Origin of the sequence: Ruegeria sp. PrR005 (assembly GCF_010500245.1) — a bacterium.
GTDB lineage: Bacteria > Pseudomonadota > Alphaproteobacteria > Rhodobacterales > Rhodobacteraceae > Ruegeria_B > Ruegeria_B marisflavi.
Map to the genome: position 1 here is coordinate 69,598 of NZ_JAAGOX010000001.1, position 12,140 is coordinate 81,737.

General features: G+C 62.7%; 11 protein-coding genes. 6 read left to right on the forward strand and 5 right to left on the reverse strand.

What is annotated here, in order from left to right; translation table 11 throughout:
• Nucleotides 1–115 precede the first annotated feature (115 nt).
• Complete coding sequence (locus G0P99_RS00340) at nt 116–586, forward strand: acyl-CoA thioesterase (protein ID WP_164126640.1); 471 nt, start codon at nt 116–118, stop codon at nt 584–586.
• A gap of 160 nt (nt 587–746) precedes the next feature.
• The gene (locus tag G0P99_RS00345) at nt 747–2,162 is read left to right on the forward strand and encodes a calcium-binding protein (protein WP_164126642.1); all 1,416 of its coding nucleotides are present in this window, start codon (nt 747–749) and stop codon (nt 2,160–2,162) included.
• Between the two features lie 25 nt (nt 2,163–2,187).
• Here the strand turns inward: G0P99_RS00345 and pgi are convergent, their stop codons facing one another.
• The 3 genes from pgi to zwf are packed head-to-tail and all read right to left on the reverse strand — an operon-like array spanning nt 2,188 to nt 5,912.
• Nucleotides 2,188–3,798 (reverse strand): glucose-6-phosphate isomerase, encoded by a 1,611-nt coding sequence (pgi, locus tag G0P99_RS00350; RefSeq protein WP_164126644.1) that lies wholly within the window; start codon nt 3,796–3,798, stop codon nt 2,188–2,190.
• 9 nt (nt 3,799–3,807) lie between these two features.
• Nucleotides 3,808–4,479, reverse strand: a complete 672-nt coding sequence (gene pgl / locus G0P99_RS00355; protein ID WP_164126646.1) for a 6-phosphogluconolactonase — start codon at nt 4,477–4,479, stop codon at nt 3,808–3,810.
• Nucleotides 4,476–5,912: a glucose-6-phosphate dehydrogenase gene (zwf, locus tag G0P99_RS00360; RefSeq protein ID WP_164126648.1), complete on the reverse strand. Its 1,437-nt coding sequence runs from the start codon at nt 5,910–5,912 to the stop codon at nt 4,476–4,478. The genes pgl and zwf overlap by 4 nt, the downstream gene beginning before the upstream one ends.
• A gap of 158 nt (nt 5,913–6,070) precedes the next feature.
• On the opposite strand from zwf, the gene G0P99_RS00365 reads away from it, so the two are divergent.
• Nucleotides 6,071–7,024, forward strand: coding sequence for a radical SAM protein (locus G0P99_RS00365; protein WP_164126650.1), 954 nt, complete (start codon nt 6,071–6,073; stop codon nt 7,022–7,024).
• A 114-nt stretch (nt 7,025–7,138) separates the two neighbouring features.
• Nucleotides 7,139–7,840, forward strand: a complete 702-nt coding sequence (locus tag G0P99_RS00370; RefSeq protein ID WP_164126652.1) for a glycoside hydrolase family 19 protein — start codon at nt 7,139–7,141, stop codon at nt 7,838–7,840.
• A gap of 102 nt (nt 7,841–7,942) precedes the next feature.
• On the opposite strand, the gene G0P99_RS00375 is transcribed toward G0P99_RS00370, so the two are convergent.
• Complete coding sequence (locus tag G0P99_RS00375) at nt 7,943–8,212, reverse strand: usg protein (RefSeq protein WP_164126653.1); 270 nt, start codon at nt 8,210–8,212, stop codon at nt 7,943–7,945.
• A 191-nt stretch (nt 8,213–8,403) separates the two neighbouring features.
• On the opposite strand from G0P99_RS00375, the gene gyrA reads away from it, so the two are divergent.
• Both gyrA and G0P99_RS00385 read left to right on the forward strand, forming a co-directional pair.
• Complete coding sequence (gene gyrA / locus G0P99_RS00380; protein WP_164126655.1) at nt 8,404–11,145, forward strand: DNA gyrase subunit A; 2,742 nt, start codon at nt 8,404–8,406, stop codon at nt 11,143–11,145.
• Nucleotides 11,146–11,262: 117 nt separating this feature from the next.
• Entirely contained in the window at nt 11,263–11,613 is a 351-nt protein-coding gene (locus tag G0P99_RS00385) for a DUF6614 family protein (protein ID WP_164126657.1), read from the forward strand.
• Here G0P99_RS00385 and G0P99_RS00390 read toward each other — a convergent pair.
• Complete coding sequence (locus tag G0P99_RS00390) at nt 11,610–12,074, reverse strand: MAPEG family protein (protein ID WP_164126659.1); 465 nt, start codon at nt 12,072–12,074, stop codon at nt 11,610–11,612. The two genes, G0P99_RS00385 and G0P99_RS00390, sit on opposite strands and share 4 nt — an antisense overlap.
• Between the last annotated feature and the right edge of the window lie 66 nt (nt 12,075–12,140).

A 12,140-nucleotide genomic window follows, 5' to 3' on the forward strand; every position in this document is an offset into this window, starting at 1 on the left:
GATCGCGGCGCGCATGCGCCGCCCCGACCCGTCCCTCGCTGGCACCCTGCCAAGACCGGCAGGCCATGACAATATCCCGCTTGTCATGTGCCGCCACGACAGTTAGCCCGATGTCATGCAACTTCGATATCACACACCGCTTTCCGCGCAGGAACAACGGGCCCACGGCCTGACCGCCCCGCAACCGCTGGCGCTGGCCGACCGGGTGCGCTTTGCCGAGCTCGACATCCTCAACCACGTCAACAACAAGGCCTATGTCGAGTGGTTCGAAACCCTGCGCGTGGCCTATGTGAACAACTTCTGCCGGCCGTTCTTCGACGGGCCGGAACCCCGGATCGTGATCCGCAACGCCAACCTGCATTACGTCCGCGAAATGGTGCAGGACGAGGATTACATCGTCACCGCCCGCGTCACCGGCTTTCGCCAGTCCTCTTTCACCATGGAGCAGCAGCTCTGGTCCGGCGACCTGCGCGCCCGGCTTGAGGCGGTGATGGTGGCGATGATGCCCGACGGCTCGGGCAAATACCCCCTGCCTGCCCGCCTGACAGAACAGTTCATCCGCCGCGATGGCGCGCAACCGGGTTAGCGACCGCTCAGAGCGTTACAGGCGCGCACCATAGCCTGAAAAACTCCGACCGAAACTCGTTCATTAAATTCTACCTAAAATAGCATCGATCATTGACCCTGTAACCATTGCGGGAAATAATTGGGTAATTCCGTTTAATATCTAACTCCGGGACACCCCAATGCCATCTTTGGAGTTCTCTTCGGTTTCCGACAATTCTCTTCTGCCCCTGGGCGAACGCATCATTCAGCACCGGGACCCGCTACCGGCTTATTACGGCACCAGCGCCTATTTCGATATCACGCCGATCTTCGAAGACGGGTTCCGCTTTGGCAATTCGACCGAAACCTTCATCGCCGCCCACATGGATGGCGGCATTTCATTCGATGGGTCCAGCGCAATTCTTGACAACGGCGCGCCGACCATCACACCATTTTACGAACAGCTGGACTTCGAGGAAGGCCCCGGCCTCGACAATCTGGGTGTCTTTCTCGACCTGAACACCGAGCGGGATTCGGTTGTGGTGACCTGGCGGGGGGTCAGTCCCGAAAAGCGCGATGCCTCGGCGCCGCAGGTGTTCCAGCTGGAACTGATCGACCGGGGCGCGGGCGATGCCGAGATCATCTTTCGATACGAAAATATCCAGGATCTCCTCACGTTATTAACCGTATCATTCGAAATGGGCCTCATTTCCTCGGATGGCCTTTCCAGTTTCATCTGGCACGGCAACTCGCAAGACGGGCAGGATCAACTCGATGACCGCCCCGGGAACACCGGGGTCGACGGCGTCTGGCAATTCGGTCTGGTGGACGGTGCCCTGGTCCAAGACGACCGGTTGCGCGTGCCCCAGACGGGCACCGAGGAGAATGACCATCTGTACCTGCAAAGCCAGGGCGGACGCCTGCTGGGACTCGCTGGCGATGACGTCTTGGATGGCGCCGTCATTTCCGCTCCGGCGACCCGCGGGGCCATCCTGAATGGCGGCGACGGCAATGACCTGATCAGCCATGGCAACGCTGCCGATACGGTGATTGGCGGCGCTGGCGACGACCAGGTCGTGTCGCACGAAAGAGCGTATTGGCCAGAGATCAACTTCGCCGACTATATTCACGGGATGGATGGCAATGACACGCTCAGCGGCGGCTTTGGCGGTGATACCATCGCTGGCGGCGCCGGCGATGACGTGATCTCGGGCGGCATGGACGATGATTTCCTGTTCGGCGGCGCGGGCAACGATTTCCTCTATGGCGGCCGGGGTCGCGACAATGTCTGGGGCGGTGCTGGCGCCGACCGCTTCTTCGTAGCGTCTCCCGGCCACAGCACAACTGTCCTGCACGATTACAACGCGGACGAAGGCGATGTCCTCCTCCTCGACGGCGAGATGTTCAGCCGCGACGACATCGACATCCTCACCACCTACCGCACCGGCAGCGACGGCACCCGGGTTCTGGTCGAACTGGCTGTCGAATATGCCGGGCCCGGCGCTACCCCGGGCCAAAAATGGATCGAATTCGCCAATGCCGAGCAGATCGACCGGATCGTCATCGAATTCCCGGCCGATGCCTCGGGCCGCGATATCCTGACGATCGAGGTCTGAGACGCTCTAAACGCGGGCGCGGGCGTCAGCCACCCGCGTTTCTGTGCACAAAATCGACCAGCGCCGCGGTCGAGCCGTCCTTGCCCTCGGCGCCTTCGCTCCCATCCACGATGGGGCCCAGCGAAGTGGCCAGTTCCTTGCCCAGTTCCACCCCCCACTGGTCGAACGAGTTGATGCCCATGATCACCCCTTCGACAAAGACCCGGTGTTCGTAAAGCGCGATGATCGCGCCCAGAACTCCGGGCGTCAGTTTCGGATAGACCAGCGTGGTGGACGGGCGGTTGCCCTCGAACACCCGGTGCCGCGCCTGCCGTTCCAGTTCGGCACCCTCAAACCCTTTGTCCGACACGATCCGGCGCGCCGCCTCCAGCGGACGGCCGCGCATCAGCGCCTCGGATTGCGCCAGGCAATTGGCCACCAGCAGCCGGTGATGATGCGCCAGCTCGGGCTCATGCCCCCGCGCCGCCAGCATGAATTCGCAGGGCACCACCTGTTTGCCCTGATGGATCAGCTGGTAAAACGCGTGCTGCCCATTGGTGCCCGGCTCGCCCCAGACAATAGGCCCTGCCGCCTGCGCCAGCAGTGTGCCATCCATCGCCACCGACTTGCCGTTCGATTCCATTTCCAGCTGCTGGAAATAGGCCGGCAGCCTCGCCAGCCGCTGATCATAAGGCAGCACCGCCCGGCTGGGATAACCGCAGACCTGATGATGCCAGATCCCCACCAGCGCCAGCATCACCGGCATGTTCTGGGCCCAGGGCGCGGTCTTGAAATGCAGGTCCATCTCCTGCCCGCCGCGCAGGAAGGCGTCGAAATCCTCGGGCCCCACCGCCAGCATCAGGCTCAGCCCGATCGGCCCCCACATCGAATAGCGCCCGCCGACCCAATCGGCGAAGCCAAAGACATGGCCTGACGGTATGCCAAATTCGGCGGTCCGGTCCTCGGCCGTCGACACGGCCGCGAACTGCCGCGCCGGATCGCCACCGCCCGCCACCATCCAGTCGCGCGCCGTGCGCGCATTGGTCATCGTCTCGATGGTCGTGAATGTCTTCGAAGCGACAATCACCAGCGTTCGCGCCGGATCGAGCCCGCGCAATGTGTCGGCAACATGCGCCCCGTCCACATTCGACACGAAATGGCAGCGCGGCCCGTCGTGATAGGGCGCCAGCGCCAGCACCGCCATTGCCGGTCCCAGGTCCGAGCCGCCGATGCCGATATTGACCACATCGGTAAAACCGCCGCCCGCGCCCGCGATCCGGCCCGACCGCACCGCGCCCGCAAACTCGCGCATCCGGTCCAGCGTCGCCCGCACCTCGGGCATCACATCGGCACCGTCCACCCGCACCGGTCCACCGTCGAGGTTGCGCAGCGCGGTGTGCAGCACCGCGCGCCCCTCGGTCTCGTTGATCGGGGCGCCAGAAAACATCGCGTCGCGACGCGCGGCCAGCCCGGCCCGGTCGCACAGCGCCACCAGCGCAGTGCGCACCTCCGCGTCCACTTGCGTCTTGGAGTAATCCAGCAGCATCTCGCCCGCGCGAACCGAGAACCCCGCCGCGCGGTCAGGATCGCCTGCAAAAAGGTCAACAATCCGGCGCCCGCCCAGACCGGCGTGCAATGCGTTCAAATCGTGAAACATGAAAATTACCTATTCAGCCCAATGTATTGTTATTCCGTCCAGAACTGCCGCAATCGGCGCCTCCTCGGGTGGCATCGAAATGGCGCGTTCCAGCGCCGCGCGCTTGGCCTCGCCATAGATGATCAGATGTTTCGACAAGGCCCCGTCCAGAACCGGCCCGGTCAGCGTGATCCGTGCCTCTGGCTGGGTCTGGGGCCGCGCCACCGCCAATGCGGGCGCATCGCCATCCAGCGCCGCCTCCAGCCCCGGCATGCCCGGAAACAGCGAGGCGGTGTGCATATCGGCCCCCATGCCCAGCACCAGAACCGAGATCGGCAGGTTCGGCACCAAGGTCGCCTCGATCTCGGCCAGGCAATCCTCGGGCTCGGCCCCTTCGACATAGAGCGGCAGGAACCGCGCCGCGCTGGCCCGGTTCACCAGCAACCGCTCACCGATCAGCCGCGCGTTCGACCGCATGTCCGTCTGCGGCACACAGCGTTCGTCGGTCGGCAGCACGATCACCCGGTGCCAGTCCACATCCGCCGCGCACAGGCTGTCGTATACCGGCCCCGGCGTGGTGCCGCCCGGCACCGCCATCGTCACCGTCTCATGGGTCAGCAGCGCCGCTTCCAGCTCACCGGCCAGGTGATTGGCAAGGTCGATGGCCAGCATCTCGCGATCAGGATAGTCGAGTATGTTCATGGATTTATCCCCTGCCAGCGGCGACCGTCACGTTTCATCAGCAGCTCGGCGTCGCCCGGCCCGGTGCTGCCACACTCATAGGGTTTGGGCACATCGCCCCGCGCCTGCCATCCGGCGATGATCGGATCGGTCCAGGCCCAGGCGGCCTCGACCTCGTCACCGCGCATGAACAGGGTCTGATTGCCCCGGATCACATCCATGATCAAGCGTTCATAGGCATCGGGCGGGTTCTGGTTCTCCGGCCCCAGCGCCTTGGCAAAGCTCATGTCCAGCGGCACATCGACCAGCCGCATGCCGCCCGGCCCCGGCTCCTTGATCGTCACCTTCAGCGTGATGCCCTCGTTCGGCTGCAACCGGATCGACAGCACATTGGCATGACGCCCCGCCTCCTCGCCAAAGATCGAATGCGGCGCGTCCTTGAACATCACGTTGATGACCGAGGACCGCGCCACCAGCCGCTTGCCGGTGCGCAGGTAAAACGGCGTGCCCGCCCACCGCCAGTTGCTGATATGCGCCCTCAGCGCCACATAGGTTTCCGTCGTCGTCCGCGGATCGCCCACCTCGGCGCGATAGCCACAGCCCTCGCCATCGGCATATTGTCCGCGCACGATATGGTGCGGCTTGACCGCGTCCAGCGCCCGGATCACCTTCAGCTTTTCGTCTCGCACCGCATCGGGGTCGAACTTGGCGGGCGGCTCCATCGCGATCAGACACAAGAGCTGCATCAGGTGGTTCTGCATCATATCCCGCATCGCGCCGGCATGATCGTAATAGGCGCCCCGCGCCCCCACGCCCACGCTTTCGGCCACGGTGATCTGGATATGGTCAACGTACTGGCTGTTCCACAGCGGCTCGAACAGCATGTTGCCGAACCGCACCGCCATCAGGTTCTGCACCGTTTCCTTGCCCAGGTAATGGTCGATGCGATAGATCTGGTCCTCGCGGAAATGCGCCGCCAGCACCCGGTTCAGCGCCCGCGCACTCTCCAGGTCATGGCCAAAGGGTTTCTCGACCACGATGCGCGCCTCGGGTGTCACCAGCCCATGCGCGTGCAATCGCTCCGCCAGCGCCCCGAACAGGTCGGGGCTGACCGAGAAATAGAACGCCCGCACACCCTGCCCCATACCAATGCCCAGCCCGTCCCAGCCCTCGGACCGGGTGGCGTCCAGCGACTGGTATTCCAGCCGCCGCAAGAACCCTTCCAGATGACAGGGATCGGCCCCCTCGCCGCGCAGGCTCTCGGCGATCAGTGCCCGGTAAGATTCGGCGTCGTGCCCGTGCCGGGCCACCCCGATGATCCGCGCGCCGTCGGGGATCTGCCCCGCCGCACAGCGCCGGAACAGCGCAGGCATGATCTTGCGCCGGGCAAGATCGCCCGTGCCGCCAAAAACCACCAGGTCGAACGGGTCGACAGGAATGACGCGCGATACCATGGCCCGTCCTTACCGCCCCGCCGCCGTCCTGTCTACTGTTAGCGCAAACATAACCTTGCTCTCCCTGCATCACAAACCCGTCAAAGTCATTGTCCCGACTTTATCTTTTCCTGCAGCTTGGGCTAGATGAAAAGCGGCACCGCAAGCAGGCAGGCAAGATGAAAGATCAGGCGTACCAGACCGCCAACATAGGCAAGTTTCAGGACAGATTCGTGACAGCCAAGGGCGAGGACCGCGCCAGCGTGGCCCTGTCGCACCCGGAAACGCTGTGGTTCAATACCGGAACGCTGTGCAATATCGAATGCGCCAACTGCTATATCCTGTCCAGCCCGACGAACGACGCGCTGGCCTATATCACCGCCGACGAGGTACGCGGCTATCTCGACCAGATCACCGACCGTGGCTGGCCGGTGCGCGAGATCGGCTTCACCGGCGGCGAGCCTTTCATGAACTCCCAGATCCTCGACATGGCCCGCGCCGCTTTGGAGCGCGGCTACGAGGTGCTGATCCTCACCAATGCGATGCGCCCGATGATGCGCAAAAAGATGCGCGAAGGCGTGCGCGCGCTTGCTGCCGAATACGGCGACCGGCTCACCCTGCGGGTCTCGGTCGACCATCACACCGCCGCCCTGCACGATGCCGAACGCGGCGCGACCAGTTTCGAACGCACCTTGCAAGGCATGCGTTTCCTGCGCGATGCCGGGGTCCGGATGACGGTCGCCGGGCGCACCGTCTGGAGCGAGAGCGAGGCCGAGGCGCGCGCCGGATATGCTGCGCTCTATCGTGAAAACAGCTTCAATATCGACGCGCAAGATCCTGGTCAGACCGTTCTTTTCCCGGAAATGGATGAAACCGTCGAGGTCCCCGAAATCACCACCGCCTGCTGGGACATTCTGGGCAAGCATCCCGATCAGGTGATGTGCGCCAGTTCGCGCATGGTGGTCAAGCGCAAGGGCGCCGCGCGCCCTGTTGTCCTGGCCTGCACCCTCTTGCCCTATGCGCCCGAGTTCGAGATGGGCGAAACGCTGGAACAGGCCGAGGCGGACGTGCATCTCAATCACCCCCATTGCGCCAAGTTCTGCGTGCTGGGCGGGGCAAGCTGCTCGGCCTGATCAGGCGCGCGATTTTTGCGCGAAAATGTGGTAAACTGCGCACGCATGCCGCGCATTTCCGGCCTGCGACCGCCGTATTTCGCGGTCATCTTTCTGTTTTCAGGGATGATTTTCATGGACCACGCAGTCTTTTACTCCAATATCCGCCGCTCGATCTTCGGCGGCAGCCTGTCGCAAAGCGCGGTGGACAATATCAACGCCATTCTCGCCTTTTGGGATCAGGCCCATGCCGGCAATCCGTTGGGTCAACTGGCCTATATCCTGGCCACGGTCCGCGCCGAGGTGGGGCTGAAAATGGCCCCGGTGCGCGAGACCTTCGCCAACTCCGATGCCCAGGCCCGCGCGCGTCTGGCGCATAAACCCTATGCCCAGTCGGTACCGCCGCATGGCCATGCCTATTACGGGCGCGGCTATGTGCAGCTGACATGGCACCGCAACTATGAACGGCAAGAGGCGAAACTTGGCGTGCCTCTGGTGGCAGAGCCCGACCTCGCGCTCAGGGCCGAGGTCGCGATCCAGGTTCTGGTTGGCGGCATGATGGCGGGAGACTTCAACGGCCACGGTCACGGCCTGCCGCATTACGTCAACGCGACCCACCAGGATTTTGTCGAGGCGCGGCGCACCGTCAACGTGCTGGACCGCGCCCACGAGATCGCCGACTACGCCACCCGCTTTCTCGACGCGCTGGAACGGGCGGTCGAGGCCGAGACGATCCCGACCGAGAGCCTGACGCGCGACGGCGACTTGCCCCCGTTGCGTCCGTCGCCCGAACATCTGGCCGCGCAACATGAACTGATTGAACGCGACCCGCATTGACCGGACCCGCCAGAATTACACCCGGGTACGGCCCATCCGGGTGCGATTGTCGGTGTACAAAACGGTCAATTGCCACTCTAGACCCGGTACAAAACGGTCAATTCAGTGTAACCGGAACTCTCCCACCACGTTGCGCCATTCCCCCGGAGAGATCATCTTGCGATGGGTAAACCGCACCGAATGCAGCGGCCCGTCGATCTCGCGCTGCCAGAATTCGATGAAGCCGAACAGTTTCGGATGATCTGGTGCAAGGTCGTAATCCTGCCAGACAAAGGTATTCAGCACATGGATATGGTCCGGCATGTGATAAAAGAATTCCGCCGTCGTCAGCCCATATCCCTTCAGCATCAGCTCGGTTTCTGTTGCGCCCATTTTGAACCTCCAGTTGCCCTCGGTTCATTCAGGATGCCTGATTCTAATAAAAAATCCATAAAAACAGCATGTTGGCACTTTGACACCGTGGCTGCCAGCCTAATTTCGCTCCATGCATTGCACCTTATGTACGGGGTCTGTTAAGATGCGCCCACAATATATAGAACCTGCACAAGAAACGGGCAGTTTACGTGAGCGATACGCCAGAAACCCCTGAAAACGAAGACGAAAAACCGCGAGCGCGCAGCGCCTATGTGGGGCCGACCGTCTCTATCGAATCCGAGATGCGCACATCGTATCTCGATTATGCGATGTCGGTCATCGTCAGCCGTGCCATTCCCGATCTGCGCGACGGGTTGAAACCGGTGCACCGGCGCATTCTCTACGCGATGCACGAAACCGGCAACACCCACGACAAATCCTATCGCAAATCGGCCCGCCCCGTCGGCGACGTCATGGGTAAGTACCACCCCCACGGCGACAGCGCGATCTACGACGCCCTCGTCCGAATGGCCCAGGATTTCTCGATGTCCCTGCCGCTGCTGGATGGCCAGGGCAACTTCGGCTCGATGGACGGCGACAACCCCGCCGCCATGCGTTACACCGAGGTTCGGATGGACAAGCCGGCGGCCTTCATGCTGGCGGACATCGAAAAGGAAACTGTTGATTTTCAAGACAATTACGACGGCAAAGATCGTGAGCCCACGGTTCTTCCGGCGCGGTTTCCGAATATGCTGGTCAATGGCGCGGGCGGCATCGCCGTTGGCATGGCGACCAATATTCCGCCCCATAACCTGGGCGAAGTGATCGATGCTACGCTGGCGCTGATCGACGATCCGGACCTGACCAGCGAACAACTGATCGACTACGTGCCCGGCCCCGATTTCCCCACCGGCGGTGTCATGCTGGGCCGCTCCGGCGCGCGCAAGGCCTATCTGGAGGGCCGCGGCAGCGTCATCATCCGCGCCAAGACCCGCGTCGAGGAGCTGCGCAAGGACCGCTATGCCATCATTGTGGACGAGATCCCCTATCAGGTGAACAAGGCCGCAATGATCGAAAAGATCGCCGAGGCGGTTCGCGAGAAACGCATCGAAGGCGTCGCCCATGTGCAGGATGAAAGCGACCGCAACGGCGTGCGCGTGGTGGTCGAACTGAAACGCGACGCGACGCCCGAGGTGGTGCTGAACCAGCTTTATCGCTTTTCGCCGATGCAGACTTCGTTTGGCTGCAACATGCTGGCACTGAACGGCGGCCGCCCCGAGCAGCTGACGCTGAGGCGTTTTCTCACCAGTTTCATAGACTTCCGCGAGGAAGTTGTTGCACGTCGCACCGCCTATGACCTGCGCAAGGCGCGCGAGCGCAGCCATGTCTTGTGCGGCCTGGCGGTCGCCGTTTCCAACGTTGACGAAGTGGTCGCGACCATCCGCGCCTCGGCCGATGCGGCGGATGCGCGCGAGAAACTGATGACCCGCCGTTGGCCCGCCGCCGAGATCGCCGGTTACCTGCGGCTGATCGACGATCCGTTGTCGCGGATGAACGAGGACGGCACCTATAACCTGACCGAGGTACAGGCCCGCGCCATCCTTGACCTGCGCTTGCAGCGCCTGACCCAGCTGGGCGTCAAGGAAGTCACCGACGAGCTGGAAGTTCTGGCCGGCAAGATCAAGGAATACCTTGAGATTCTGGGGTCCCGCGAGCGTATCATGGGCATCATCGCCGATGAGCTGCGCGAAGTAAAAGACGCTTTTGCCGTGCCCCGCCGCACCGAGATCGTCGACTGGGCCGGTGATCTGGACGACGAGGACTTGATCGAGCGCGAGGACATGGTGGTGACCGTGACTTCGGGCGGCTACATCAAGCGCACCCCGCTGGCCGATTTCCGCGCCCAGAAACGCGGCGGCAAGGGGCTGAGCGGCATGCAAACCAAGGAAGAGGACGTCGTCACCACCCTCTTTGTGGCCAACACGCATACCCAGCTTCTGTTCTTTACCACCGACGGCATGGTCTACAAGCTCAAGACCTGGCGCCTGCCGCAGTCGGGGCGTACCGGCAAGGGCAAGGCCATCGTCAACATCCTGCCGATCCCGACCGGGGTTTCGATTGCCGCGATCATGCCGGTGGATGTGGACGAGGAACACTGGGACGACCTGCAAATCTTCTTTGCCACAAGTGCTGGAGATGTGCGCCGTAACGCATTGAGTGACTTCACGAATGTGAAGCGGAACGGCAAGATCGCCATGAAGCTGCCCGAGGGCGTGGAACTGGTGAACGCGCGCATCTGTTCCGAAGATGACGATGTCATGCTGGTAACCGATGCCGGCCGCGCCATACGCTTTCCAACCACCGAGGTGCGTGTGTTCAAGGGCCGCGATTCCACCGGGGTTCGCGGTGTGCGCCTGCTGAACGGCGACAAGGTGGTGTCGATGTCTGTTATCCGTCATTTCGACGCCGAACCCTGGGAGCGCGCCGAGTTCATCAAGCGGTTCCGGACCATTCTGGGCGCCGAGATGGAGGAAGACGCTGTAGACGCAGACGAGGATGCCGTCGAAGGCGCCGGCGTCCTGACCGACGAGCGGTATCAGGAGATGCTGGATGCGCAGGACCTGATCCTGACCATCACGGTCACCGGCCTGGGCAAGCTGTCGTCCTCGCATGACTATCCGGTGCGTGGGCGCGGTGGCCAGGGGGTCAAGGCAATCTCGGCAGGCCCGCGAGGCGGCACGCTGGCGGCCTCCTTCCCGGTCCTGATGGATGACCAGATCATGCTGGCCACCTCGGGGGGGCAGTCGATCCGGGTTCCGGTTGACGGAATCTCGTTTCGCTCTCGCAGTGCAGGCGGCGTGCGTGTCTTCAACACGGCACCGGGCGAAGAAGTGGTCAGCGTCGCTCGTATCGCCGAACAGAATGACGAAGAAGAGGACGGCGCGGAGTAATATGCTCCAAAAGCCGGAAAAAGGCGCGGGAGACCGCGCCTTTTCTTTTGCCTTTAACCTGTTGGCAATCGCTGTCGCGTCAATCTGGCCCGAACGGTCACAGGGGACGGTCCGGCCATGAACCTTTATCACTGCGCGATAGATCTGAAACACGAGGCAAAGGCGCTGGCCTTTGCCGCCGCCGTCGATCACTGGATGGGGTATCTGAGGGCGCGCGGCGTGATCCGCTCTTGGCGGCTGTTACGGCGCAAGCTGAACCTGGCCGCCGACAGCTGCCGCGATTTCCTGCTGGAGATCGAGTTTGACGACATGACCCAGCTGGACCGCGCCTTTCGGGTGCTGGGCGAGCATGACGAAGAGGTCGAGCGGCTCTACGGCGCTGTCAGTGCCCTGATCGCACGGTCGGAATTCGGCCTCTACCGCTCCTTCCCCGATCCCGAGCGAGCCGAGCGCATGGCGCTGCTTTAGAAAAGAATCGCCCAAAGGACATAAAGCGCCATGAAGATCACGATCAGGGATCCGATCGTATAGAACGTCGCCCGGACGTCGTGGGTCTGCTTTGTGGCATAAGCCACCGCATGGGCCGCCCGTGCGGCAACGAAACCGTACATCAGGCATTGGGCCAGCCAGAGCGGCGGCGAAACGATGACCATGAGAAAACCCGCCATCCAGAACCCCGGAATGTTTTCCAGATCGTTCCGATGCATCCGCCGGGATCGGTCGACATAATCGTCGGTATCGAGTTGTTGCGGACGCGGATTGGGGTTCAGCGGTGTCTTTCGCAGGTCCTCGGGGCTGACAAATCCGCCATCCACCCGCATCATGCGATAGATGGTCATCCAGCCCTGCCCCATGAGCTTGAGCACCAAAAGTGCCGAGGCGATGGCATAGGTCACAAAGACCGGGTTGCTCAGGTTGATTCCGTCCATGGGCGTGTCCCTCCGATCGGAACAGCATAGCACGAAATGACACGGCCACCGTCGTCCCGGCGGCCG